The organism is Rhodococcus sp. NBC_00297, assembly GCF_036173065.1.
Lineage (GTDB): Bacteria > Actinomycetota > Actinomycetes > Mycobacteriales > Mycobacteriaceae > Rhodococcoides.
This window is the reverse complement of sequence record NZ_CP108041.1, coordinates 3,219,368-3,244,058: the sequence shown is the minus strand read 5'-3', so window position 1 is coordinate 3,244,058 and position 24,691 is coordinate 3,219,368. Positions and strand designations below refer to the sequence as shown.

Annotated in this window: 22 protein-coding genes and 1 pseudogene; 6 read left to right on the top strand and 17 right to left on the bottom strand. The window is 68.3% G+C overall.

The genetic code is table 11. The annotated features are described in order from the left end of the window. Positions 1-33: 33 nt before the first annotated feature. On the bottom strand, positions 34-1,419 hold the full coding sequence (locus OG947_RS15320; RefSeq protein ID WP_328812212.1) for an acyl-CoA dehydrogenase family protein: 1,386 nt from the start codon (positions 1,417-1,419) through the stop codon (positions 34-36). Between the two features lie 60 nt (positions 1,420-1,479). Beyond that, on the bottom strand, positions 1,480-4,290 hold the full coding sequence (locus OG947_RS15315; protein ID WP_328812211.1) for an FAD-binding and (Fe-S)-binding domain-containing protein: 2,811 nt from the start codon (positions 4,288-4,290) through the stop codon (positions 1,480-1,482). Positions 4,291-4,800: 510 nt separating this feature from the next. On the opposite strand from OG947_RS15315, the gene OG947_RS15310 reads away from it, so the two are divergent. Together OG947_RS15310 and OG947_RS15305 are read left to right on the top strand one after the other, a co-directional pair. Further along, a complete protein-coding gene (locus OG947_RS15310) occupies positions 4,801-5,271 on the top strand; it encodes a DUF3558 family protein (RefSeq protein WP_328812210.1) in 471 nt (156 codons plus the stop codon). 100 nt (positions 5,272-5,371) lie between these two features. Further along, positions 5,372-5,605, top strand: a complete 234-nt coding sequence (locus OG947_RS15305; RefSeq protein ID WP_328812209.1) for a hypothetical protein — start codon at positions 5,372-5,374, stop codon at positions 5,603-5,605. Between the two features lie 3 nt (positions 5,606-5,608). Here the strand turns inward: OG947_RS15305 and OG947_RS15300 are convergent, their stop codons facing one another. The 11 genes from OG947_RS15300 to OG947_RS15250 form a co-directional block, all read right to left on the bottom strand. Beyond that, entirely contained in the window at positions 5,609-6,874 is a 1,266-nt protein-coding gene (locus OG947_RS15300; RefSeq protein WP_307108352.1) for a DUF4185 domain-containing protein, read from the bottom strand. A 258-nt stretch (positions 6,875-7,132) separates the two neighbouring features. Next, entirely contained in the window at positions 7,133-7,534 is a 402-nt protein-coding gene (locus OG947_RS15295) for a DUF6992 family protein (RefSeq protein WP_328812208.1), read from the bottom strand. Between the two features lie 26 nt (positions 7,535-7,560). Then, positions 7,561-8,748, bottom strand: a complete 1,188-nt coding sequence (locus tag OG947_RS15290; RefSeq protein ID WP_027504762.1) for a CaiB/BaiF CoA transferase family protein — start codon at positions 8,746-8,748, stop codon at positions 7,561-7,563. Beyond that, entirely contained in the window at positions 8,745-10,211 is a 1,467-nt protein-coding gene (locus OG947_RS15285; protein WP_328812207.1) for a dihydroorotase, read from the bottom strand. Before OG947_RS15285 ends, OG947_RS15290 begins: the two co-directional genes overlap by 4 nt. A 12-nt stretch (positions 10,212-10,223) precedes the next feature. After that, positions 10,224-11,591 (bottom strand): FAD-dependent oxidoreductase, encoded by a 1,368-nt coding sequence (locus tag OG947_RS15280; RefSeq protein ID WP_328812206.1) that lies wholly within the window; start codon positions 11,589-11,591, stop codon positions 10,224-10,226. Further along, the gene (locus tag OG947_RS15275) at positions 11,588-12,220 is read right to left on the bottom strand and encodes a hydantoin racemase (RefSeq protein WP_328812205.1); all 633 of its coding nucleotides are present in this window, start codon (positions 12,218-12,220) and stop codon (positions 11,588-11,590) included. Before OG947_RS15275 ends, OG947_RS15280 begins: the two co-directional genes overlap by 4 nt. A 28-nt stretch (positions 12,221-12,248) precedes the next feature. After that, positions 12,249-12,953: an ABC transporter ATP-binding protein gene (locus OG947_RS15270; protein WP_027504758.1), complete on the bottom strand. Its 705-nt coding sequence runs from the start codon at positions 12,951-12,953 to the stop codon at positions 12,249-12,251. Then, complete coding sequence (locus tag OG947_RS15265) at positions 12,950-13,669, bottom strand: ABC transporter ATP-binding protein (RefSeq protein WP_328812204.1); 720 nt, start codon at positions 13,667-13,669, stop codon at positions 12,950-12,952. Before OG947_RS15265 ends, OG947_RS15270 begins: the two co-directional genes overlap by 4 nt. Continuing rightward, positions 13,666-14,709 (bottom strand): branched-chain amino acid ABC transporter permease, encoded by a 1,044-nt coding sequence (locus OG947_RS15260; RefSeq protein WP_056442070.1) that lies wholly within the window; start codon positions 14,707-14,709, stop codon positions 13,666-13,668. The genes OG947_RS15265 and OG947_RS15260 overlap by 4 nt, the downstream gene beginning before the upstream one ends. Further along, positions 14,706-15,689, bottom strand: a complete 984-nt coding sequence (locus tag OG947_RS15255; RefSeq protein ID WP_027504755.1) for a branched-chain amino acid ABC transporter permease — start codon at positions 15,687-15,689, stop codon at positions 14,706-14,708. Before OG947_RS15255 ends, OG947_RS15260 begins: the two co-directional genes overlap by 4 nt. Continuing rightward, the gene (locus tag OG947_RS15250) at positions 15,686-16,906 is read right to left on the bottom strand and encodes an ABC transporter substrate-binding protein (protein WP_328812203.1); all 1,221 of its coding nucleotides are present in this window, start codon (positions 16,904-16,906) and stop codon (positions 15,686-15,688) included. The genes OG947_RS15255 and OG947_RS15250 overlap by 4 nt, the downstream gene beginning before the upstream one ends. A 244-nt stretch (positions 16,907-17,150) precedes the next feature. Between OG947_RS15250 and OG947_RS15245 the strand changes: the two genes are divergently transcribed. Further along, positions 17,151-17,951, top strand: coding sequence for an IclR family transcriptional regulator (locus tag OG947_RS15245; RefSeq protein ID WP_037184784.1), 801 nt, complete (start codon positions 17,151-17,153; stop codon positions 17,949-17,951). Then, on the top strand, positions 17,948-18,772 hold the full coding sequence (locus OG947_RS15240; protein ID WP_328812202.1) for an HpcH/HpaI aldolase/citrate lyase family protein: 825 nt from the start codon (positions 17,948-17,950) through the stop codon (positions 18,770-18,772). Before OG947_RS15245 ends, OG947_RS15240 begins: the two co-directional genes overlap by 4 nt. Here the strand turns inward: OG947_RS15240 and OG947_RS15235 are convergent. Both OG947_RS15235 and OG947_RS15230 read right to left on the bottom strand, forming a co-directional pair. Continuing rightward, a complete protein-coding gene (locus tag OG947_RS15235) occupies positions 18,769-20,184 on the bottom strand; it encodes an MmgE/PrpD family protein (protein ID WP_328812201.1) in 1,416 nt (471 codons plus the stop codon). The genes OG947_RS15240 and OG947_RS15235 overlap by 4 nt on opposite strands. After that, on the bottom strand, positions 20,181-20,993 hold the full coding sequence (locus OG947_RS15230) for a cyclase family protein (protein WP_328811302.1): 813 nt from the start codon (positions 20,991-20,993) through the stop codon (positions 20,181-20,183). The genes OG947_RS15235 and OG947_RS15230 overlap by 4 nt, the downstream gene beginning before the upstream one ends. A 168-nt stretch (positions 20,994-21,161) precedes the next feature. Between OG947_RS15230 and OG947_RS15225 the strand changes: the two genes are divergently transcribed. Continuing rightward, positions 21,162-22,514, top strand: coding sequence for an MmgE/PrpD family protein (locus tag OG947_RS15225; RefSeq protein WP_328812200.1), 1,353 nt, complete (start codon positions 21,162-21,164; stop codon positions 22,512-22,514). A gap of 98 nt (positions 22,515-22,612) precedes the next feature. Further along, the gene (locus tag OG947_RS15220; RefSeq protein WP_328812199.1) at positions 22,613-23,194 is read left to right on the top strand and encodes an excalibur calcium-binding domain-containing protein; all 582 of its coding nucleotides are present in this window, start codon (positions 22,613-22,615) and stop codon (positions 23,192-23,194) included. A gap of 2 nt (positions 23,195-23,196) precedes the next feature. On the opposite strand, the gene OG947_RS15215 is transcribed toward OG947_RS15220, so the two are convergent. Next, positions 23,197-24,312 carry a hypothetical protein gene (locus OG947_RS15215; protein WP_328812198.1) on the bottom strand — a complete coding sequence of 372 codons (1,116 nt, stop codon included), beginning with the start codon at positions 24,310-24,312 and terminating at the stop codon, positions 23,197-23,199. 109 nt (positions 24,313-24,421) lie between these two features. Further along, positions 24,422-24,577: pseudogene (locus OG947_RS15210) on the bottom strand (AMP-binding enzyme); the annotation flags it as partial. Positions 24,578-24,691 lie beyond the last annotated feature (114 nt).

The window sequence follows — 24,691 nt, the reverse complement described above, 5'->3', positions numbered from 1 at the left end:
AGTACCCGACGCACGGTCCTCGAAACTGTCGGGTTACTTCCGGCTGGGTGGCTGCAGGAACTTCATGGCACCGCGCAGGACCGGCTCGGGCACCTTGTCCTTGGCCGCCATCGCCTTGTCCATCACCTTCGTGCGCGTCTCGGTTCCGCGGCCGAACGCCTTGTTGAGCGCCGACCCGTCGGCATCCATCTGTACGTGCAGCGGCGGAGCGCCGTCCTGCTGCGCGATCGCATTGCTGATCACGACGCGCTGGATCTCGCTGGTGCCCTCGAAGATGGTGTACAGCTTGGCGTCGCGGTACCACTTCTCCACCGGGTGGTCGGTGATGTAGCCCCACCCGCCCATCGTCTGGATCGCCCGCTCGGTGGAGGCCACCGCGACCTCGGTGGCGGCGAGCTTGGCCATCGACCCCTCGCCGCGCTCGAAGGCGACACCCGTGGCCGCCATCCAACTGGCGCGCCACGTCAACAGGCGCGCCGCGTCGATCCGCATCGCGAGATCCGCCAGCGGGAAGGCGATGCCCTGGTTGTCGATGATCGGTGACCCGAACGCCTCACGCTCGTTGGCGTACTTCGTCGCGTACTCCAAGGAGGCACGGGCGATTCCGAGTGCCTGAGCGGCCACCATCGGTCGTGTCTGCTCGAGCGCTCCGAGAGTGGCGGAGCGACCTCTGATTCCGGTCTTCTCCGCTTCGCGCGCCTTGGCCAGCTTGTGCTCGAGCTTGTCGAGGCCGCCCAGGAGGTTGGCGCCGGGGATGCGGACACTGTTGAACTTCAGCTCCGCGGTGTGGGATGCACGGCACCCCAGCTTGTCGAGCTTGCGCACGAGTTCCAGTCCGGGGGTCCCGCCGGGGACGATGAACAGGGCCTGGCCCTTGTGACCGAGTTCCGGGTCCACATTGGCGTTGACCACGTGGACGTCCGCGATGCCGCCGTTGCCGATCCACATCTTGTGGCCGTCTATGATCCAGTCGTCCCCGTCCTGCCGCGCGGTGGTCCGCAGGTTGCGAACGTCGCTGCCGCCCTCGGGCTCGGAGATGGCGAGCGCTGCCAACTTCAGATCGTCCGGGGTGCCGAAGCACTGCGGTGCCCATTCGAGCATCTGCTCCGGCGTCGCCGCCTGGCCGATGGCCGACAGCGCGAGCGCCGGCATCACCACCGCGAGACCGATTCCCGCACAACCCCAGAACAGTTCCTCCATGAACACCGGCAGCGAGAGCCCTGTCGGGTCACCGATGAGGTCGCGGTAGAACAACGGCGAGTAGAAGCCGGCACGCGCCGCCTCCTGCAGCACCGGCCACGGGAACTCCTGCTCCTTGTCGTAGTGCTGCGCGACCGGCCGCACCACGTTCTCGGCGAAGTCGTGAGCACGAACGACCAACTCGTGTTGGGCCGGTGTGAGCGTCAGATCGAAAGCCATGATGTCCCCCCAGGACGGTTGTTTCGGCAGGGCATACCCCACCTCGACGAGTGTTACACGTCACTCCGTCTCATCAGGCAACGCGCTCGCCAACACTTGCGCGAGGTGCTCACCGCGGCGATCCGTGAGATCGGACAGCTGGGTACGGCAGGAGTAGCCGTCGGCCAGAATCGACGCGGTGTCCGCCGCCGACTGCACCGCCGGCAGAAGTTGCTGACCGGCGATGGTGACCGAGACGTCGTAATGCCCCCTCTCGACGCCGAAATTCCCGGCGAGCCCGCAGCAACCACCGAGGCGCTGCACATCGGCGCCCGCTCTCTCGAGCAAAGTCGCGTCTGCGCCCCAGCCCATCACGGCGTGATGGTGACAGTGCGGCTGCGCCACTACCTCTCGGCCGTTCAGGGACGGCGGTTCCCACCCGCGCTCGGTGAGCAGTTCGGCCAGCGTGCGGGTGGCCTCGGCGACCTGTGCGGCGCGCTCCTTGCCGAGCAGTTCCGTTGCGTCGCTTCGTAGTACACCGGTGCACGACGGTTCGATACCCACGATGGGAACACCGCCGTCCGACGCCTCGGTCAAGGCGTCCACGGTGCGTCCCAGGATGCGCTTCGCGGCGTCCAGTTGACCGGTCGAGATCCACGTGAGAGCGCAACACTGCTGCTTCTCGGTCAGCCGCGGCCGGTAGCCCGCCGCCTTGAGCACACGCACCGTCGCCCGGCCCACCTCGGGCGTGAAGTGATTGGTGAAGGAGTCGACGAAGAGCACGACGGGATCACCGGTCGTGGGCCGGTGCGATTCGTGGAACCACTGCCGGAACGTCGTCGGGGCGAATTCGGGTATCGAGCGACGCGGATCGATGCCCGCCGCCCGCAGTGCCAGCGGACCCACACCCGGAAGCCGTGCCGCGGCGTTGACGGCGCGCGGCGCCCGAGCGGCGACAGCAGCCCAGCGCGGGAGCCACCCGAGCGAGTAGTGCGCCGCAGGGCGTAGCCGACGTCGGTAGCTCTGGTGCAGCACCTCGGCCTTGTACGACGCCATGTCGACACCGGTCGGACAGTCCGAGGCACATCCCTTGCAGGACAAGCACAGATCCAGGGCATCGTGCACCTCGGGCGAGCGCCACCCGCCGGTGACGTCGGTGCCGTTGATCATCTCCTGTAGTACCCGGGCGCGCCCGCGGGTGGAGTCCTTCTCCTCCCGAGTCGCCAGGTACGACGGGCACATCACCCCGCTGGTGCCGGTGGTGTCCGCGCGGCACTTGCCGACGCCCGTGCACCGGTGCACGGCCTGACTGAAGTCGCCGCCGTCCTCGGCGTAGGCCATCGCGAGCAGCGTCCGAGGCTTCGCGGCCGGGACGCGGAGATCCACGTTGAGAGGTCGAGGATCCACGAGCACGCCGGGATTGAGGATGCCGTCGGGATCGAACGCATGCTTGACGGCACCGAACAACGCGAGTGCGTCCGCCGAGTACATCCGCGGCAAGAGCTCACTGCGCGCACGGCCGTCGCCGTGCTCACCGGACAACGACCCGCCGTACCGCGCCACCAGCGTGGCGGCGTCGACGAGGAACCGGCGGAACACCCCTGTCCCACCGGGCTTGTCGAGCGGCAGGTCGATGCGCACGTGCAGGCACCCGTCACCGAAGTGCCCGTACGGCAGCCCGGTCACCCCGTACTGCGTCATGAGGTCGTCGAAGTCGCGCAGGTATCGGCCGAGCGAGGCCGGCGGTACCGCCGCGTCCTCCCACCCGGCGTGTGCGGGCAACCCCGCAGGACTGCGCCCCGCGAGTCCGGCGCCGTCTGCTCGGATCTGCCACAGCCGAGCGGCGCGTTCCGCGTCGGTGACCACCAGGGAGTCGACCGCTCCGCAGCCGCGTGCGACCGCGTCGGCTCGGTCCATGGCCTGTTCGCGGGTATCGCCGACGACCTCGACGAACAACCACGCGGCGCCGCCGGGAAGCGGCGGAACCGCATGGGGTCCGCGGCGTTCGCGGACGACGTCGACGATGCGCGAATCGATGCCCTCGCACGCCGTGGGCGCGAACGTCAGGACGGTGGGCGCGGCGTCACCGGCGGTGGCGATGTCCGGGTACCCGAGAACGACGAGGATGCGGAACGCCGGCTCCGTCACCAGGCCGACGGTGGCGCGAGTGGTGACCGCGAGCGTGCCCTCGCTGCCCACCAGCATCCGGCGGACGTCGAAACGGTTCTCCGGCAACAGGTTCTCCAGCGCGTAGCCGGAGACCTGGCGGCCGAACATGCCGAATTCCGTTCGGACGGTTCCGAGTCCGCCGGCGACGATCTGCCGCAGCGCATCGAGAGTCGGAGACGTGGTGTCCCTCGGCAGGTGCAGCTGCTCCCCGCTGCCCGTCACCACGTCGAGCGCGGAGACGTTGTCGGAGGTCCGGCCGTAGCCGAGAGTGCGCGAGCCGCACGCGTTGTTCCCGATCATGCCGCCGACGGTGCAGCGCGTGAAGGTGGACGGGTCGGGACCGAACCGGAGCCCGTGCTGCGCCGCTGCCTTCTGCACCACCGACTGCACGGCGCCGGGTTCGACAGTCGCGGTGCGCGCCTCGGGGTCGACGTGGAGCACCCGGTTCAGGTGCCGACTGACGTCGAGCACAACCCCGGTACCCACCGCGTTGCCGGCCACGGACGTGCCGCCGCCGCGCATGGTCAGCGGAACCCCGGTCTCGCGGCACATCGCGACGGCCGCCGCGATGTCCTCGGTGCGACGGGGCCGCGCGACGACGAGCGGGTGCACGCGGTAGAGCGACGCGTCGGACGAATAGGCGGCGCGGGTCGTGCCATCGGTGAGCACGTCGTCGAGGCCCGCGCGGCGCAGTGCGCGGGCGCAGTCCTCGGCGGAGATCACCGTGTCGACGCTACCGGGCCGGGTGGGCGGGGGTGTGGGGTTGGCGGGGGCGAACGGGTGGGTGGGTGGGTGCGGTGCGGGTGGGTGCGGTGCGGGTGGGTGCGGGTAAGTGCGGGGCGGGTGGGTGCCGGCGCGCACTGCGCGGCAGTACGCGCTGGACGTGGCCTGCGCACGGTGCTGGGCGGTGAGCGGATGGTGGTGCTCGCTTGTCCGCGCACGCTCCGGTCGGGTGCGCCGGTTGTGGTGAGCGGGGGTGCTGACGGTCGCGCGGATCGGCGCGTCGGTCGGCGCCGCAGACGCGCACCGTGCAGCAGTACGCGCAAGTCCGTGGCCTGCGCGCAGTGCTGGGAGCTGCGCGGCCAGCGGTCACGGCGGATCCGAGCACCGTTCGGACACCCGCGCCGGTTGGACCGCGCGCGGCTGACCAGAACCCGCGCGGATCCGCATGGGAACCGCCAGGCCGCTGACCGCGTCCAAGTTCGAGTGCGATGGATTCGAGGTGGGGTGGCCGTGGCTGCGCTCGTGTTCTGCGGCGCCTGCTCCCCCGGCGTCTCGGGCGAACCCGTCGCGGAGCTGTGGGATCCGTGCACCATTCCGAGTGACGCCGTGGCGGCTGCGGGCGTGAACGCGGAGATTGTCGACTCGGGTCAGTTCGATCAGGGAAACAGTCATTGGCGGTACTGCTCGTTCCGGCAGGACTGGTTCGTCCTGACCATCTCGTCGACGACCACAGCGATATCAGAGTTCCGCGGAGACAGCCGATCCGTGAACCCAGAGGATATAGATATAGGCGGGCGCCCAGCGCTCAGCTTCCAGCAACTGCCGGGAACTCTCGACGAGGCCTGCCACATCGCGTACGCATCGACCGCAGGGGCAATTGAGTTCGCCGTGAGAAACGCGGGTGATCCATCAACTGTCGGCGACTACTGCGCAGAAGCCAGGCGCATTTCAGGCGCTCTCGAGAGCGCGACACCACCATGACGGGGGCACCGTGACAGGGTTGAACGAGCTCGAAATAACCACGGAGGCCGCGGAGCGATGTGCCCGTGCGTGCGCAGAATTCGCCGAAGGCATCACCGCCGTGAGGTCGACCATCCAAGTGCAGGACTTCGCACAGGGCTTCGGCACCCTCCCCTCCGGCCTGGCGCTGGCGCGCAAGTACTCCGAGCTCGCGGTGGGTGGGCCGGGGTCTTTGTCGACCTTGCTTCAGGCGCACATCGCGATCGCGTCGTCGCTCGCCGACACCTTCACCGAGATGGGTCGGAACTACGAGTCCACCGACAGCGAAGCGGCACAACACATCACGCCGAAGTAGCCGTCACTTCAGCGCATCGAGATCCGTCTTCAACAGCATCACGTTGTAGTCGGACCAGCGCGAGGCAGTGAAGTACAGGTCACGCCCGCTCGACTTCGGGTGGATGTACGGGGCGTAGACGCCGCCGATGGTCTCCGCACGCCCGAGCAGAGTTGTCATCGGGCTCCACGGTCCCTGCGGATCCGTGGCGGTGCGGGCGACGATCGAGCCCTGGTTCTCATCGCCGTAGAGCATCACGTACTTCTTCAGGTACGCGTTCCACGAGACGCTGAGCTCGCTGACCGGTTCGTCGACGACCTTCTTCGAATCGGCGACATCGGTCGACCACGGGCGCGCGACATCACCGGTGGAGTACTCGTACTTCGTCAGGTCGAGGATGTCCGCCGGTTGCACACGGGCGAGAAAGGCTGCACCGAAACGGCCGTTGGGCGTTCCGAACTGGTACAGCCAGCCGTCGGGACCCTTGGCGTATGCGTTCATCTGGAATCGGCCGTTGGCCTCGTTGACCTGAGCGACACCGGGAATCGTGACGCCCTTGTTGACGCGAATGGTCATCGGGTCCGTCGTCCAGCTCTGCCCGTTGTCCCTCGACGTCGCGATGGCCGAGAAGTTGGTGACCCACCGGCCGGGCGCTCCCCAACTCTGCACGGACATGTAGTTCAGGTACTGCACACCGTCGATGGCGATGGCGGCCGTCGGGATGGTGGTCACCTCGATCTCCGGCAACCGCAGCGTCGGGACGATCTGCTCGGCGTACCGAGGCGTCGCCGGCAGGACGATGGAGCCGGACGCGCTGTCGCCGGGCACGGCGTCGGGAACGGTGATGCCGTCGGAGAGGTTGTCGTCGCTGGACCGCAGCAGCAGGTTGTTGCGCCACTGCTGCCCGTTCACCGAGCAGTTGCCGAAGGAGTCACCGAACGCCATGAGCGTCTGGCCTGCGCCGTTGTCCCAGCTGATGCCGAGATCGGTACCCGAGATGCCGAAACGGTCGTACGTGTTGTTGGCGCTGAGAGGTCCGGTCACCCACCCCACGGACTGTGTGTTCCCACTGCGGATCGGGGCGAGCGGCTGCTGAGTCCCGCGCGGGTTGCTGCCCCCGCCGCCACTCGATCCGCTGCTACCGAAGAAGCCGCCCAGCAGTGACGAGCCGGGGCCACCGAGACCACCGCACGGTTCCGCGGACGCGACCGGTGCCGACAGCACACCCAGACCGCTGGCCACCAACGTCAGCGCGGCCCCCACCGCGATCTGCCGACTTCGTGCTCGCATACTCCGACCCCCACCGATCGACTGTGTGACTCACGTGACTCATGTGACTGATGTGGTGAGTGTTACCGAAAAGTGGGCACGCCGCAACAAAAGCACGTGTCGGTACTTGACAAATGAGAATTACATGGTGGGTATTTCAGCCGCGCAATGAGGGCGGCCGGTGCGCCCCCGACGGACGCACCGGCCACGAGGCCCACGTCGGTCCGCGGACTCCAGTCCAGTGTGCCCCTCGGACCGGACGGTATGCCGAGTCCTGAGTCACAAGCGTTTCGCGTGCACGCTGTCGAGCACCAGGAGAGCCGCACCCTGCACGACGACGGCGGCACCGTGCCCGGAGGACTGCTGCGGCGTCACCCTCCCGCCGAAGGTGGGCCGGTGGTACAGGACATGTGCACCCAGGGCGACGTAGACGACGTCGAGTCCGGTGTTGATCCACAAGGTCTTCCGCAGCTTGTCGGCCGCGACCTCGGTGGACCGGGCCGCCCCGATCCCGGCGATGGCGAGATCGATGGCACCCCAGCCCGCGGTCTGGATGCCGAAAGCACGGACCGCGGGAGAGCCGCCGCCCAACGCTGCGGCGGCACCGACCGCGACACTGCCGCCGCCCCACCAGAGAAGCCGTCGACCGAGATCCTTCGCGACACTGTGTGCTGACGTCATGGACACCAGTGTGCCCACTCGAGCGGTCAGACGATGCCGGTCTCGTGCAGGGTGCGCACCTCGTCGTCGCTGAGACCGAGCTCAGCGAGCACGGTGTCGGTGTCCGCGCCGTGCGGACGTCCGGTGTGGCGGATGCTGCCAGGGCTCTCCCCCATGCGCCACATGACGTTCTGCATGCGCACCGGCCCGAGAGCGTCGTCCTCGACTGTGGTGACCATCTCGATGGCGTTGACCTGCGGATCGTCGAGCAGCTCGCTCGGCTTGTAGACGGGGGCGACCGCCGCGCCGGCCTCCTCGAAGGCCGCGATCACCTCGTCGCGCGTGCGCTCGGCGATCCACCCACCGACGTATCCGTCGAGCAGGTCGGCGTGGGCCGCGCGCTGACGACCCGTCGCGAACCACGGCTCGTCGAGAACCTCCGGGTGACCGACGAGGCGGAGAACGCGTTCGGCGATGGAGTTGGCACTGGTGGAGATGGCCAGCCAGTGCTCGTCCTTGGTCCGATAGAGATTGCGGGGCGCGTTGTTGCTCGACCGGTTACCGGTGCGCTCCTGGTCGATGCCCAACTGGTCGGCGTAGATGATGCCGGGCCCGACCGCCGTCATGATGGGGCTCAGCAGATCGAGATCGATCTGCTGGCCTTTACCCGTCTTCGTCCGGTGCAGCAGGGCCATCGAGACCGCCGACGATCCCGCGATACCGGCCAGCGAATCCGCCAGACCGAAGGCGGGAAGCGTCGGCGGTCCGTCGGCCGAGCCGGTGAGGTGGGCGAACCCGCTCATCGACTCGACCAGAGTGCCGAACGCCGGCCTTGTCGAGTAGGGACCGGTCTGGCCGAAACCGGTGACACGCAACAGAATCAGACCCGGATTGATCTCGGACAGCACGTCGTAACCGAGGCCCCACTTCTCGAGGGTGCCCGGCCGGAAGTTCTCCACCACCACGTCGGCGTCCGCGACGAGCTTGCGGAAGACGTCGGCCCCCTCGGGCTTGCCGAGGTTCAGCGTCATGCCGCGCTTGTTGCGGCTCACCATCGTCCACCACAACGGGTGCCCGTCCTTGTCCAGACCGTGCCCACGCATACCGTCCGGCTTGGTGGGGTGCTCGATCTTGACGACGTCGGCACCGAAGTCGCCGAGGATCTGGGCGACCAGCGGACCGGCGAGGATCGTGGACGCGTCGAGAACGCGAATTCCCTCCAGGGGCCCGGTCACTTGTAGGGCCTGTGCAGGTAGCGGCCGGTGGGCTCCCCCGCGACAGCGCCGTTGTCGAGTACGCGGTGGCCACGCACGAACGTGTCGGTGACCTTCGCGCCGAGTTCGAAGCCCTCGAAGGGGGTGTACTCCTGCGTGGACTCCGAATCCTCGGGACGCACCGTCCACGTGTGATCGGGATCGACCAGTGCCAGGTCGGCGTCCATACCGACGGCGATCTCGCCCTTGCCCGGAAGTCCGTAGCGACGAGCGGGATTGAGCGACGTCAGCTCCGCGATGCGGCGCCAGCTGAGTCCACGCTTGCGGCCCTCGCTGACCAGTCCCGGCAGCAGGTACTCGGCGCCGCCGAATCCCGACTTGGCCGCGAAGATGTCGCCGCGGTCCTCGGCGAACTTCTTCTCGTCCTTGCAGCACGCGTGATCGCTGACCACCCAGTCGATGTCGCCGCCGAGCAGGTGCTCCCACAGGGCCTCGACGTCGTCGCGCGGGCGCAGCGGCGGGTTGACCTTGCCGCCCAGTCCGTAGGCGGTGTCGATGTCGGCGAGCAGGTGACCGATGGTCACCTCGCGACGGAAGTTGACGTGCGGGAACGCCTTCGCCATCCGCATGGCGGCAGTGAGGGCCTTGCGGGAGGAGAGGTGCAGCAGGTTGACGTTGGGCAGCTGCGTCTCGTCGGCGAGGAACGACGCGATGGTGACCGCGAGCCCCTCGGAGTGCGGCGGACGCGAGGCGCTGTACGCCGCGAGGCCGGTGAGCGTTCCCTCCTCCTCGACGAGCTTGGTGTAGGCGCTCATGATCTCGGCGGTCTCGCAGTGCAGCGAGAGCGAGATGTGATCGGCCTTGTCGCCGAGCTGCTCCCGTGCGGCCTGGATGCCGCGCATGACGAACTCGAAGTGTGCGAGGTCGTAGCGCTCGCCCTCCGGCGTCATGAGGAATTCGCTCTGGTCGGTCGAGCGCCCGTGCAGCCCGTGGCTGCCGTAGAACATGAAGATCTTGAACGACGTCACACCGTGATCGGTGATGAGCGAGGGGATCTCGGCGATGTGCTCCTTCGACATCGGCGCGAGGTGGTACGCGTAGTCGACGAACGGCTTGCCCTCGGTGGCCTCGAGCACCGTCGGGAACACATCGGCGTACGAACCACCGGTGTTCATGTAGTACTGACCGGTGCGCATGTAGGACAGCGAGGTGGTGACACCGCCCTGCACGCAGGCCCTGGACTCGGTGTAGGCGTCCTCACCCAGCGGGTTGTAGATGCCCCAGTGTTGGTGCGCGTCCACCACTCCGGGGAATGCGACCTTGCCGGCGGCGTCGACGACGGTGTCGGCGCTCGACGGATCGATCCCCGCCTCGATGCGGGTGAACTTCCCGTCCTCGATCAGCAGGTCGAGGAATTCGCCGTCCTCGGGATGATCGGCGCCCGGACGTACGACTCGGGCATTGGTGATCAGAAGCTTCGTCATGACAATCCTTCTCTAGTGATGAGTACCGGCCACGACATCTGCGGCCAGATAAGCGAGTCCGAGTGCGGGCAGCAATCCGTTGCCGGCGAGGTACCCCGCGGCGCCGTGGCCCGAGATGCCCATCGCAGCGCCGCCGGAGGCGAACAGTCCCTCGATCGCGGTGCCGTCGGGTCGCAGGACCCGAGCGTTCCCGTCGACGACGAGGCCGCCCTGGGTGTGGAACAGCGCGGGGACGATGCGGATCGCCGCGTACGGCCCGGTGAGCTCGTGCTCGAACGAGGTGCGCCCGTGCGGGTCCGACGCCTCACCCCGTGCGTACCTCTCGACGGCCGCGAGTTCGTCGACGACGACATCGGCGGGGAGCCCCAGCGCGTCGGCCAGCTCGGCCGGCGTGTCCGCCCACACGACGGCGCCCGAATCGACTGTCTGACGAAAGTCGGTGAACGACAGACACTTGTCGTGGATGTCGCGGTCGATGACGATGACGCCCTCGGACTCCGGGCGGGCCGCGAGATGGGCGGCGTACTCGGAGTAGCCCGTCGTCTCGTCACCGAAGCGTCGTCCCGTGAGGTCGAGGACGACGCCCCCGTGCATGACGGTGGCCCACCCGACCAGGGTCGAGGCCTTCTTCGACAGCGCCGCATGCCCCTGGTACGCATCGAGATACGCGGTCGCGGCGCCGAGACGGTCACCGATGGTGAGCGCGTCTCCGCGGGAGTGCTCGCTGCCGTGGTAGCGAGCATGCGCGATCTCGGGGACGTGGGTGGCGACCCGCTCGTGGTCGCCGCCGTACCCGTTGGTGGCCAACAGCACCGCGTCGGTGGGGATCGTCTCGGTCGACCCGTCCGGGAGCGTGATCACCGCGGCGGTGACGCGACCGTCGTCGACGCGGACGTCGGTCAGCCGGGCCGGTGCCAGAACGTCGATGCGCGGCTCCACCGTCACCGCGCGCACCAGGTGCTCGAGCAACACGCTTCCGTGCCGACCCTCGACGGTGTGGCAGCGCAGTGCCGAGTGACCGGGGTAGGCGAAATCAGTGACCAGCGACAACGGCACCTCGAGGTGATCCGCCATCCATTCGACGAGTGGCGCGCTCACGCGGGCGAGGGCTCCGGCGAGCTCTGCGTCGGCCGCGCCCTTCGTCTTGCGGAGTACGTCCTCGACGAACGTCTCCGGGGAGTCCTCGATGCCCGCCTCACGCTGCCAGCGGGACCCCGCGCCGGGGATCATGGCCGTCGACATCGCGGTGTTGTTGCCGCGCTTGAAGTGGTCGCTGGCCTCGACGACCAGCACGTCGAGTCCGTGCTCGGCGGCACGCAGCGCGGCGATCAGTCCGCCGCCGGCGCCGGCGACGATCAGATCGGGTCCGTCCGCGCTCACGATGCCGGCTCCAGCTCGTCGCGCAGTGCGAGCAGGCGCAGGGCGGTGGCCGTGGGATCCACGACCAGCGGTGAGGTTCGCGGCCCGGTGAGATCGACTGCCGAGCACGCGTTGATGGCCACCGAACATGTCAGCGCACGAGCGTGGACGGTGACCGCGTCGGCCCAGGCCCGCGAGTCCGCGATGTCGTCGAACGACAGGTCCATGACAACGGTCGGCTCGGCGGGGATGCCGTAACCCGCCACGCGGCGGTCGAGTTCGGCAGCGATGGCGGCATTGCGGGCGAGGGCGCCGAGGCGGTGGCCCTGCGAGGCGTAGAACGACGCGGTGAGTCGCGTCAGTCCGTACAGGGGACGCTCGAACCTGTCCGCCTCCTCCGCACACGGATCGAGCACGCAGTCGGGCAGGTACCCGTCGAACTCGTCCGGATCGGACGCGCGGAAGGCGGCGGCCAGTGCCACTTCGGACGCTCGGACGTCGGCCTCGGTGTCCAGCGCGCGCGGAGCATCGGGACCGATATTGCGCAGGACGACGGACACGCCCACCGGGCTCAGTGCGTCGTACCGCTCCTGACGTCGCCGGAACTCGGCGAAGTCGACATGGATGGGGGTGTATGCGAGCAATCGCACGAAGAAACTCCTGACGAGAGGTGCGGCATCAGATGCCGAGGTACGCAGCCTTGACGCGATCGTCGTGGGCGAGCTCGGCTCCCGTACCGGTGAGCACGATGGATCCGCTCTCGATGACGTAGGCGCGGTCGGAGATCGCGAGTGCCTGTGCGGCGTTCTGCTCGACGATCAGCACGGTCACCCCGGTCTCGCGGATCCGCACGATGGCCTCGAGGACTTCGGCGGCGAGCTTCGGCGCCAGGCCGACGGACGGTTCGTCGAGCGTGAGCACACGCGGCTTCGACATCATGGCGCGGCCGATGGCCAGCATCTGCTGCTGACCGCCGGACATGGTGTCCGCGCGCTGGGTCCGCCGCTCGGCGAGAATGGGGAACAGATCGAAGACGCGGTCGAGCGACTCCTTCGTGGACCCGCGCTTCTGGGTGTACGCGCCCATCTCCAGGTTCTCGGAGACCGGCAGCGAACCGAAGAGTGCGCGGTCCTGGGCGACGTGCACCAGCCCCGACCGGACGATGCGATCGGCGCGGTTGCCACTGATGTCGTTGCCGTCCAACATGATGCGGCCCTTGCTGGGCGTGACCAGACCCGACAGGGCGCGCAGCGTCGTGGTCTTGCCGGCGCCGTTGGCTCCGATGAGAGAGACGATCTCGTCCTTCTCCAGATGCATCGTGACACCGTGCAGGATCTCCAGTCGCCGGTAGCCGGCGTGCAGATCGTCGATCTCGAGCATCATGCGGTCTCCTCACCCAGATAGGCCTCGACGACGCGGTGGTCCTCGATGACGGTGCGCGGATCCCCCGCTGTGAGGACCGCGCCCTCGTGCATGACGACCAGACGCTCGGACAACGCCATGACCGCGGCCATGATGTGTTCGACGAACAGGACGGTCTGCCCGCTGCTGTGCAGGGAGCGCAGCAGCTCGATCATCGGCGCACGTTCCGCCGGAACGAGTCCCGCGAGCACCTCGTCGAGCAGGACCACCCGCGGTTCCATGGCAAGAGCGCGGGCCAGCTCCAGGCGCTTGAGTCCGGCCGTCGACATCGTCGACACAGTCCCGCCCACCTGGTCGGAGAGCTGCACCCGGTCGAGCACCTCGAGAGCGTGCCGACGCGCGTCCTTCCGCGACTTACGCTTGGACAGTGCGGCGATGGTGACGTTCTCGAGAACGGACATCGACTCGAACGGCCGCATCAACTGGAACGTACGCACCAACCCAGCGCGCGCGATGCGGTCCGCGGGCCACCCCGTGATGTCGGTGCCGTCGAAGATCACGCGACCCGACGTCGGCGGCTGCTCGCCGGCCAACAGCGAGAACAGGGTGGTCTTGCCGGCGCCGTTGGGGCCGATGATGCCGAGAAACTGCTCGTCCGGGACGTCGATGCTGACGTCGCGCACCGCGTGGATGCCCGAGAACGACTTGCTGAGATTCTCGATACTGAGGACGCTCACTTGCGCCACCTCTCGCGAATCGTGCCGAAGATCCCCTTGGGCAGGAAGATCACGATCAGGATGAGAATCACCGAGTAGACCGCCACGTCGAGTCCGATGGATCCCTGGAGGAACTCGAGGAACGCGGGCGGGTTGCGCAGCAGCTCGTTGATGAGCTCCGACAGCGGCCCGATGACCGCGGCGCCGAGCACCGGTCCCCAGATGGTCCCGATGCCGCCGATGACGGCCGGGACGATGGCCTCGACGGACACCGCGGATCCGAACGCCTGCTCGGGGCCCACGAAGAAGTAGTACTGCACGTAGTACACGCCGGCCACGGCCGTGAGGGCGCAGCTCGCCGCGACCGCGATGAGCCGGTACTTCATCGTGTCGATACCGAGAGAGGCTGCCGCGGTGGCGTCGTCACGGATCGCCTGCACGTACTGCCCCGGGCGGGACCGGACGTAGAAGATGGTGCCCAGCACCGCGAGCGCCAGGATCACCAACGGGATCCACAGGTAGTTGGCACTGCCCTTCTCGAACTGCAGCATCCACCACGAATCGCGCGGCAGGATCGGCACGTTGAAGCCCTCGGTCTTGTTGAAGACCTCGAGATTCTGCACGAGCAGCAGGAACATCTGCGCGAAGGCGAACGTCGCCAGGGCGAAGTACGACCCGGCCAGCCGGTAGCGCAAGCACAGGTAGGCGATGGTGGTGCCCACCGCGGCGGACACCACGGCGCCGACGAGCATGGAGATCCACGGCGAGATGCCGTGCTCCACCAGCAGATACGCACCGGTGTACGCGCCGATGCCGAAGAACGCCGCGTGACCGAAGCTGAACATGCCGCCGAAGCCGCTCATGAGGTTCCAGCCGACCGCCATGATCGCGAAGATCAGCGTCCGGACCGCGACCGTCTGCGCCTGCTCGCCGAGCACGAGCGGGAACGCGGCGACGACCACGAATCCGATGACGAGCGTGAGCAACTGGCGTCGCAGCCAGGAGTCCTTCAGCCGCGTGTCGGACGCGGAGTCCGTCGAGACATCCGTCGTGGTGGTCATCGGCGTCCTCCGTACAGACCTTCGGGCTTGAGAAAGAGCACCATGACGAACACGGCGAAGACGAGGATCAGCGATCCGGTACCGGGGAGGTACAGGGCGCCGACCGTCTGGACCAGACCGATGACGATGCCGCCGACCATGGCTCCGACGACACTGCCGAGACCGCCCAGCACCACGATGACGAAGGCGAGAATCGTGAACTGCTCGCCCACCGACGGGGTGAGAGACGTGAACGGTGTCATCAGTCCGCCGGCGACGGCCACGCAAGCCGCGCCGATACCGAACGTCAGCGCGTAGACGCGGCCGATGTCGACTCCGACGAGCTTGGCGCCCTCCGAGTTCGACGCCACCGCGCGGATCGACAACCCGAGGCGCGTGCGTTCGAGCACCGACTTCAGCGCGATGGCCACGACCGCGGCACCGACGAACGCGAGCACCCGAGGCCAGGCCGCGACGGTGCCGAGTATCGAGATCGATCCGTCCACGGGCGCCTCGACCGACTTGGGCCGACCACCGAAGACCATGAGGAGCACGTTGATGATGAGCAACGACAACCCGAGTGTCACCAGTAGCGGACCCTCGTGACTCCCGCCGATGGTGAGCTTGGTGAGCAGGGTGGCCTGCACGATCATGCCGAACACGAACATGACGGGAACCGCGAGAAGCGTTGCCACGTAGACGGGCAACCCTGCCGTCGACAGCGCGTACACGATGTACATCGCCAGGGTGAGCATCGCGCCCTGGGCGAAGTTCACGATGCCGAGCACACCGAAGATGAGTGTCAGGCCGACCGAGATCAGCGCGTAGACCCCGCCGAGCAGCAGACCGGACACGATGGCCTGGCCGACCAGACCCTGGTCCTTGCCGCCGACGAAGAAGATGACGGCGAGGATCACCACGAGCGCTCCCCCGACGGCGACGCCGGGATTCACGGCGCGCCGGGTCTTCTCCGTGGCCGCGCTCTCGGCGACGACCGTCACCGGCCCGCTCCCGCGGGGAACTCGATGGCCTCGGTGGCGAACTCGTCCGGGAAGACCTGGGTGACCTGGCCGTCGCGCACCTGCATCACGATGACCGTCGCGTTGGAGTTCTGACCGGTCTCGTCGAACTGGATGGGACAGGAGAAGGCGAGCAGCGGGTCGTCGATGGTGACCCCGGAGATGGCCTCGCGCAACGCTTCCGGATCCGCGTCGGCGCCGTCCTCGAGTCCGGCCGCGATGACCTCGACGGCCTGGTACGACAGCATCGCCGCCGTCTCCATCGGACGGCCGTACTTCTCCTCGAAGCGCGAGCGAATGTCGTTGACTCGATCGCTGGTGGCATCGAAGTGGTAGTTGGCGGACAGCACACCCTCACCGGCGGTGCCGGCGGCAGACGGGAAGGAACTGTCGTCGAAGGCGCCGTTGGCGATGCCGTAGACACCCTTGACGTCGACATTCAACTGCGCGACGGCCTTCGCGATCAGCAGACCGTCCGGGTAGTAGCCCGTCGCGACGATGACGTCGGGGTTGGAGACCGCGGCCTCGCGCACCTGCGTCGTGGCGTCGGAGAAGTTGGTGGCCGGGTACGTGATCTCCTGCACCGAGGAGATGCCCTGGTTCGCGGCCTCCTTCTCGAAGGCGTCGAACACGCTGTCACCGAACGAGCCCTCGATGTGCAGGTACGACACGCGATCGATCGGCTGGCCGGTCTGCTCCTCGATGGCCGCGAGCGCCTTGGCGCCGTCGGTACCCATGCTGGAGGCGTTCGGCTGGATACGGAACGCGTACTGGTAACCCTGGTCGAGGATCTTGTCGTCGACCGCGACGTCGATGACCAGCGGCACTCGCGAGCGCTCGGCGACCGATGCGACGTTCTGCGTCACGTCACTCTGATAGGTGCCCACCAGGGCGACCGCGCCGTCGTCGATCAGACGCTGCGCCTCACTCTGGCCGACCTCCGCCTTGCCCTGGCTGTCACCGGTGACGAGTTCCAGTGGACGCCCCTCGAGCGAGGAGATGCCGCCGGCACCGTTGATGTCCTCGACGGCCAGTGCGGCACCGTCGTTCATCAGTCCACCGACACCGGCCAGCGCACCGGTGGTGGGGTGCACGGATCCGATCTTGATGGGACCCGAACCGTCCGATCCGGACGAGGATCCACACGCAGCCGTGCCCAGAAGGGCCACTGCGGCGAGCACGCCTACGACTTTTCTCATGATTGGATCTGCCTTCCGCGCCGATCGAGGCGCCGAGTCTCGGGAAACCGTGTGACCGAAGGACACGGCCTGTGTTCCGCTCAGCGCACCACTTAGTGGGTGGCTATTCCCTGCAGTACTGAGTATTACACGCATCACTGGGTCAGAACAGGCTCTTTGATGACTTTCTTGTTACGGGTATGGTTCGCTCAGCGGAACGCGCCGAAGCCGCGCACGTACTCAGCGAATGTGGAAGGTTGGCCCCATGGCCGCAACTACCAGCTCGACCGGCACCGACTCCGCGTCGACGGGAACCGAATCGGCGGATCGGGTGGCCGACGTCCTGCTGTCCTTCGCGCAGTCCGACCGGGCACTGGGAGTCACGGAGCTCGCGCGCCGCCTGGACCTGAGCAAGGCTGTGGTGCACCGGATCCTGCAGTCCCTGGCATCGCGCTCGATCGTGCAGCCGGTGGCGGGCGAGTCCACCTACTCCCTCGGCCCGGCGGCCATCGGACTCGGTACGAAGGCATGGAGCCAGCTCGACGTCCGTTCCATCGCCGCGCCGATCCTCCGGCGGCTGCGCGCTCAGACGCTGGAGACGGCGACACTGTCCGTCCTGGTGGGGCATCGGCGGGTCTACCTGGACCAGTACGAGAGCCCGCAGGAGGTGAAGATGGTGGTGGAGATCGGCCCGCAGTACCCGCTGCACTCCGGCGCCTCGAGCCGCGCCATCCTCGCGTTCCTTCCGCCGCACTACGCGCACGAAGCCTTCGAGGAGCTGCGGGGAAGCGCTCCGGACGCCGACGAGACGACGTTCCTGGCCCGGCTCCAGGAGATCAGAGACACCGGCTACGGGACCTCCATCAACGAGCGCAACACCGGCGCCGCCTCCATCGCCGCCCCGTTCTTCGACGCGGCCGGCCACGTGCTCGGCTCGGTCAGCTCCTCCGGACCAGCCTTCCGCTACTCCTCCACCGCCGACGACGATCACGTCGCGCACGCCGGTCAGGTGCTGGCCGCCGCGCGCGCGATCACGCAGAGCCTCGAAGCGCGGGCCGCCCGATGACCCGCCGCTTGCCGCGCTCGTTCCTCTACGTGCCGGCCGTGAAGCCCGCCTTGTTCGACAAGGCCGTCTCGGGACCGGCCGACGCCGTCATCCTCGACCTCGAGGACGCGGTCCCACTCGCGCAGAAGGACACGGCGAGAAGCGATGTCGCGCAGTGGCTGGACCGTCCGCGCGACGGTGGAGCGCAGGTGTGGGTTCGTGTGACACCCGAGTTCCTCGCCGAGGACCTCGCCGCGGCGGCGCGACCCGGCGTCACCGGGATCATCGTGGCCAAGTGCGGGGCGGCCTCCCTCGCGGAGGCGGACGAGCGACTCGGAGACGCGGACATCGCGATGGTGGGTCTGGTGGAGACCGCGGCCGCCCTGCGCGGCCTGACCGACCTGGCGAGCAGTTCCCGTTTGGTGACCGTCGGCATCGGCGAGGTGGACCTGCTGGCCGATCTGCGGATCACCCGCGCGGCGGACACCGAGCACGTGGTCGACGCCATCCGCGCGGACATCGTGATCGGCTGCGCAGCAGCGGGTCTGGAGGCGCCGATCGCACCGACCTCCACCGAGTTCCGCGACCTCGACGCATTCGTCACCACTACCGCGCACTTCGTGCACATGGGCTTCCGCTCCCGCACCGCGGTGCATCCCGGTCAGGTGCCCGTGATCAACGATGCCCTGACACCGGCGGCGGACGACGTGCGCCGGGCCGAGCGCCTCGTCGACCTGTTCGACCGGGCGGCCGGTGGGCCCACGGTCGACGACGACGGACGCTTCGTCGACGAGGCCGTGGTCCGCGGCGCCCGGGAGATCCTGGCCCGCGTCCGACTCTAATTCCCCAGAGTACGAATCGAATCGAACAGCACGCCCGGGTCCTCGAGGTCGGCGAGGCCGGCGCACTGCGCTGCGAAGGCGTCGGCTGCCTGCACGCTCAGCAGGCCGTCGACGTTGGCCGTGAACTTCGCTCGAACGTCCTCGAACGACAACGGCCACTCCGGTCCGCCGCGCGTGGTCAACACCTCTTCGACGACGGTGGTGCCGTCGCTGAGATGCGCCGTGAGAACGGCCGGGAACTGGTGCGGGAAGATGGCGTCGCACTGTGCGTCCGGGACGACGTCGACGCGTGCCATGATGTCGCGACGCTCCGTCGACGTGGCCTTCTCGTCGGTGTAGTCGTCCAGTACCGCACCGAGTCCACCGCCACCGAGCATGCCCACCGCCACCGCGTAGGGTCCGCTGAACTGAGCCATGTACCCGGTCTGCGGGGTGCGCTTGACCTCGATGGGTTCGCCGATGGTCCGGAGGTTGGCAGCGGGGACACCGAGGACGAACCGCTCGACGTCCGCGGGCGTGATGCCCCGATTCCGCAACGCCGCCGCCGCATCGAGAGCCGCGTGCGTGAAGTGGTTGGCCGGGTAGGGCTTCACGAAGAGACCCGGCGCGGCCCAGGTGCTGCCCAGGCCGTCGGTGATCTCGGCGGCGCGTCCGCTCTGGTGCAGCCACGCCTGAAAGAATCCGAACCTGCCCTCGAGCACCGTCGGCGGTCCGGTGATGCCGTGCCGAGCGAGACCGGCCGCGGACACGCCGGAGTGCGCCGCCCACCCGCAGTGCATGCGCTTGACCGTGCCACCGGTGCGGTTCGCCTCGATGATGCCGGCCGCCATCGACGCCGCGATACCGAGCGTGTCGACGATGCCGTCGGCCGAGGCGCCGCCGATCACCGCGGCAGCGGCCGCACCGCCCATGGCTCCACAGATGGACGTGGCGTGCTGCCCGTTCTCGAAGAACACCGAGTTCTTCGTCTCCGGATCGAAACCCGCCATGCCGAGGCGGACACACACCTCGAGGCCGATCGCAATGCCGCGCACAAGGTCCCGGCCGGAGGCACCGTGCTGCTGCGCCGCGGCGAGTGCGGCCGGTACCACCGACGCGCTGGGGTGCAGTACCGAGGGCAGGTGGGTGTCGTCGAAGTCGAGGGAGTGCGCGAGCACCCCGTTGACGAAGGCCGCGAGGGTAGGCGGGAGGTTCTCCTCCACGCCGACGGCCGAGGCGACGGCCCGGCCGCCCTGCTCCCGCGCCCACGCGGTGGCCATCGCACTGGTGTCGAGTTCCGTGGCCGCGATCGCGATCCCGAGCGTGTCGAGGACGCGGAGCCCGATGCTGTCCACCACGTCGGCAGGCAGATCGTCGAACGAGTGCTCCACCGCGAACTCCGCCAGCGTGCGGGCGAGTGTGGACTCGGTCATGCCGACACCACCGCGAGGGGGCGCACCGGCGATCCCGTGGCGCCGAAGATGTTGAGCGGCACCAGGACGAAGGTGAACTCGTACGTCCGGGTGCGTGCGAGCTCCTCGAGATCGAGGGCCTCGATGATGTAGATGCCGCTCTCCACCAGCAGGACTCGGTGAGCGGGGAGCAGCGCGTGGCCACCGCCCGGCGCGAGGCGTTCGAAGGCGATGGTGTCGGCGCCCGCAGCGTGCACCTCTCGGGACGCGAGCCACTGCGCGCCGGGCTCGCCGACGCCGGGAACCCCGGACGGACCACCGACATAGGGCTGACCCTCGTCGAACAACTGCGCCCACCCACTGCGGATCAGCACGACGTCGCCGGCCGACACCTCGACACCCTGGGCGACGCAGGCGGACTCGAGGTCGTCGACCGTGATCTCGTCGCCGCCCTCGAGCCGCTCGATTCCGCGCACGGCCGGAATGTCGAGCAGGATGCCGCGGCGGATCATCGGCGCGATCGTGTGCACACCGAGCTCGACGTACTTGCCGCCGACACCGGCCTCGGCCGCGTCGACACCGCCATGCATCTTCCCCTCGTGGGAGACGTGGGCGAGCGCGTCGATATGGGTGCCGACATGCGTTCCGGTGGTGATCATGTCGTTCGCGGCGCTGCCGCCGTCCGACCGGGTCATGTCGCCGTGCCGACGCGGAAGCGTGTGCCAGAACTGCGGGTGATTCGGCGACTGCGGCATACCGACCCGCAGCTGGCGTCCGAGATCGACCGTGCGTACACCGGCCGTGACGGCCTCGAGAAGTCTGTCCGACATGGCTCGATTCTCTCCTCTGGACTGGGTTCACGGTGCGCACTGTTCCGCTGAGCGGATCGACACCGGAGACACCGGGGTGCCTGACTGTTGTCGATGCCGACCCTAGCAGCCCTGATCTTGTCCGGCAGATGTATTGACCAGCACGAGCGTCAGTCCTAGCGTTGTCGCATGACCGACTCGGTAACGTTCCTTTCAGCGGAACAGGTGCGACTACGCATCGACGATCTGGCGCGTTTCTGCGTGGACTTACCCGCGACCGGTACCGCGTACGAGAGTCGGATCCGCACCGTGCTGCTCGACCTTCTGGGTGTCACCCTGGCGGGAGCGCGGACACCGGAACTGACCGCGCTTCTCACGCGGTGGCGAACCGAACCGGGCACGACGGCCACCGTCGGTCGCGGCGCCCGCACCGGCGTGGAGACGGCGGCCTACCTGGACGCGATCGCCTCGTGCTGCCTCGAACTGGACGAGGGCAACAAGTACGCGGCGGGTCACCCTGCCGCCCATGTGCTTCCGGCCGCCGTCGCAGCGGCCCGCCTCGGCGCACAGCCGGTGTCGGGCGACCGGTTCGTCGCCGCCGTGGTGGCCGGTTACGAGGTGGCCACCCGCTTCGGTGCCGCATTGACCCGCGACCCGAAGTGGCACACCCACGGACACTGGGGAGCGACCGGCGCCGCCGCCGCCGCTGCCGTCGTGTGGGATCTCGACGCCGAGCGCACGGCGGCCGCGATCGACGCCTCGACCGCGCTCGTGCACGTCGCACCGTGGGCCGTGGTGCTCGCGGGCAACTTCGCCCGGAACCTGTGGATCGGCGGCGCCGTCCGTGCGGGACTCGACGCCGCGCGGTTGTCCTCGGCAGGACTGGTGCACAACAGCGGCGCGGCGGCGACGACTCTGGGGGACATCGTCGGCACTCTCGATGCCGACAAGCTCGCACCCGCGCCGGACGGCACGTTCGCCCTCGATCAGGGGTACGCGAAGCGCCATGCCAGCTGCTCTTACACCCACGCCGCCGTCGACATCGTGCAGGCTCTGCGCACGAACCTGGATATCGCCGACATCGCGAGCGTGCGCGTCCGCACCCACGCGCTGGCGGAACCCCTGTTCGGTCGGCACCCCTCGACGCGGCTCGGTGCGATGTTCTCGCTGCCGTTCGTCGTGTCCGCCGCGGTGGTGGCCGGAAGCATCGACGTGGAGACCCTGACGCCCGGCAGCGCGACCTTCCGTGCGGCGGAGGAGTTCAGCGCACGGGTGGACGTCGAGTCGTCGCCCGCGCTCACGGCGCTGCTGCCCGACCGACGCGCCGCGGAGGTCGACATCGTTCTCGTCTCCGGCGAGACCGTGTCGGCCGGTTCACCGGATCCGGTGGGCGACGTCGACCATTTCCCGTTGGATCACGCGCAGATAGTGGAGAAGATCGAACGGCTCGTCGGCGCGGAGGATGCCGGGCGGATCGATCGCGTGGTCACCGATGTCCTGCATTCTTCGGACGTGGTCCGAACTCTGACCACACTGCCCTGAGCAGCGCGTTCCAGCGGAAACCGACCAGCCTGTAACGTGACGCGCGCCCCGCGCGACGTGTGGTGTGACCCGTTGCTGCCATTCACCTGAGGACCTGCATGACCGCGTATCCGCCGCCGTTCCAGCCGCCCCACATCGAGGCCCGCAAGAAGGGCAACAAGGGCAAGATCACGGCCGCTGTCGCCGCCTTCGTGGGCCTGTCCGTCGTCGGACTGGGGCTGATGCAGGAACCCGAACCCGTCGCCGCGAGCGCGCAGACCACCCTCACCACCACGTCGGCCGCACCGACCACCACTCCCCGCGCGACGACCACCACCCCGCGGCCGACCACCACGACGTCGACGACCACTGCCGTCACGACCACTCCCGAGACCGTCACCGTGTACGCACCGCCGCCCACCACGACGGTGCCGTACGTCGAGACCCCGTACGTCGAGACCCCGTACGTCGAGGTGCCGGACGTCGACCGCGCCTACGTCCCGGCGCCCGTGCCGTTCGTCGCGCCGGTACCCGCACCGGCTCCGTACGTCGCGCCGGCCGTCGTTCCCGAGTCGTCCGGATCGACGTACTACACGAACTGCACCGCGGCTCGGAACGCCGGCGCGGCGCCCGTCCGCGTGGGCGACCCCGGCTACGGCTCGCACCTGGACCGCGACGGAGACGGCGTCGGGTGTGAGTGAGCTCAGCGCACGCTCTTGAGAACGGTCACCGCCGGCTTGGCCACCCCGTTCGAGCGGTAGACCCCGAAGTAGTTCTCCTTGTCGGGGTTCACCGCGGTCATCGCGGCGCGGTCTGTGGTCTCGTAGAAGAAGATCGGCCCGGCCCACGAGTAGGACAGGCGGTTGTCGACGGCCTGTCGGTAGGCCGTCGCCTGTACCTGCTCGCTGACGCTCGGGTCGCCCGCAGTGGCGGCGCCGGCCTCGGTCATGACGATGAGCTTCCCGGCGTCGCCGTTCTCGGTCATGATCGTGCGCGCGCTCTTCTGGTAGATCGTGCCGTCGGGATTGGTGAAGTCGACGCTCATCTGCGACCACGCGTTCCAGTCGGCAGTGTCGTTCGGCAACGCGGGCGCGGTGTACGGGTGCCAGCCGACGGCGTCGAAGTACGGTCCGGCGCCGAGGTCGTACATCTGATCGAGGTAGGTGATCGGTGAGACGGCGTGCCCTTCCGGGCTCTGACCCGTGGTGCCGTAGGGAGACAGTCCGGCGGCCACGATGCTGATGGTGCTGGTGGTGGCGGCCTTCATCTTCGGGTAGGCCGCCTTCAGCAGATCGACGTAACCCTGCACATTCGGCTTACCCGTCACCGGATCAGCCCAGAACATCCACAGGTTCGGCTCGTTCCACACCTCGAACGACCGAACCCCCTGCGGCGCATACCTGCTCACGACCTTGGCGGCGAACGTCGCGTAGTCGTCCGGGTTCGTGGGCGGTGTGCTGCCGTCGCTGGTGGTCCGAGCCCACGGCGGTGTCTTCTGGATGAGCAGCAGGACGTTGAGGGACTTCGCTTTGGCCGCCGCCATAGCACCGTCCGGACCCGACCAGTTGTAGGCGGTCGGCCCACCGTCCTGGACGTACCACCAGTCGATCTCGATGCGGACCCACTTGGCGCCCGTGCCCGCGACCCGGGTCGCCTGCGCCTGCTGAGCGCTCGAGCTGCTCCGGAAGTCGATGCCGTTGAGCCCGATGCCCTGACGCCCGACATAGGGACTCGCCGCCGACGCGGTCGGCACCGACAGAGTGGCGATCACCGTCGCCACCACCAACAGAATCTGCGCAACGCGTCTACCGACCTGCATGACCGCACTCCCCGACCGATTCGGCTACCGCGACACGCGGAAGCTCTCGGTGTCAGAAGTACCACCAGTCACACCAGTCACACAGGTAACACGCCGAACGCCGGTTCGATCACCTCAGCGCGCGCTTGAGCAGCTTGCCGCTCTGGTTACGCGGCAATTCGTCCATGAACCGCACCTGCTTGGGGATCTTGAACGGGGCGATGCGACCCGAGACGTGGGCGATGATCTCCTCGGCGGTCACCGCACGACCGTCCTTCACCGTTACGCCGTGATCCTCACGAACTTGTCAACAACCGTCTGCGCCCGCAGAAGCCAATCGAGCCTGCATCCAGCCAGCGCGGCCAGCTGTTTGTCTACGTGCCAGCGCGGACGGGCATAG

Excerpts from the sequence above, each read along its gene's own strand:
- OG947_RS15235 (WP_328812201.1), bottom strand. The coding sequence starts at position 20,184 with ATGACCGAGTCCACACTCGCCCGCACGCTGGCGGAGTTCGCGGTGGAG.
- OG947_RS15295 (WP_328812208.1), bottom strand. The coding sequence starts at position 7,534 with ATGACGTCAGCACACAGTGTCGCGAAGGATCTCGGTCGACGGCTTCTC.
- OG947_RS15220 (WP_328812199.1), top strand. The coding sequence starts at position 22,613 with ATGACCGCGTATCCGCCGCCGTTCCAGCCGCCCCACATCGAGGCCCGC.
- OG947_RS15215 (WP_328812198.1), bottom strand. The coding sequence starts at position 24,312 with ATGCAGGTCGGTAGACGCGTTGCGCAGATTCTGTTGGTGGTGGCGACG.
- OG947_RS15270 (WP_027504758.1), bottom strand. The coding sequence starts at position 12,953 with ATGATGCTCGAGATCGACGATCTGCACGCCGGCTACCGGCGACTGGAG.
- OG947_RS15320 (WP_328812212.1), bottom strand. The coding sequence starts at position 1,419 with ATGGCTTTCGATCTGACGCTCACACCGGCCCAACACGAGTTGGTCGTT.
- OG947_RS15240 (WP_328812202.1), top strand. The coding sequence starts at position 17,948 with ATGACCCGCCGCTTGCCGCGCTCGTTCCTCTACGTGCCGGCCGTGAAG.
- OG947_RS15285 (WP_328812207.1), bottom strand. The coding sequence starts at position 10,211 with ATGACGAAGCTTCTGATCACCAATGCCCGAGTCGTACGTCCGGGCGCC.
- OG947_RS15225 (WP_328812200.1), top strand. The coding sequence starts at position 21,162 with ATGACCGACTCGGTAACGTTCCTTTCAGCGGAACAGGTGCGACTACGC.
- OG947_RS15260 (WP_056442070.1), bottom strand. The coding sequence starts at position 14,709 with ATGACCACCACGACGGATGTCTCGACGGACTCCGCGTCCGACACGCGG.
- OG947_RS15245 (WP_037184784.1), top strand. The coding sequence starts at position 17,151 with ATGGCCGCAACTACCAGCTCGACCGGCACCGACTCCGCGTCGACGGGA.
- OG947_RS15250 (WP_328812203.1), bottom strand. The coding sequence starts at position 16,906 with ATGAGAAAAGTCGTAGGCGTGCTCGCCGCAGTGGCCCTTCTGGGCACG.
- OG947_RS15230 (WP_328811302.1), bottom strand. The coding sequence starts at position 20,993 with ATGTCGGACAGACTTCTCGAGGCCGTCACGGCCGGTGTACGCACGGTC.
- OG947_RS15300 (WP_307108352.1), bottom strand. The coding sequence starts at position 6,874 with ATGCGAGCACGAAGTCGGCAGATCGCGGTGGGGGCCGCGCTGACGTTG.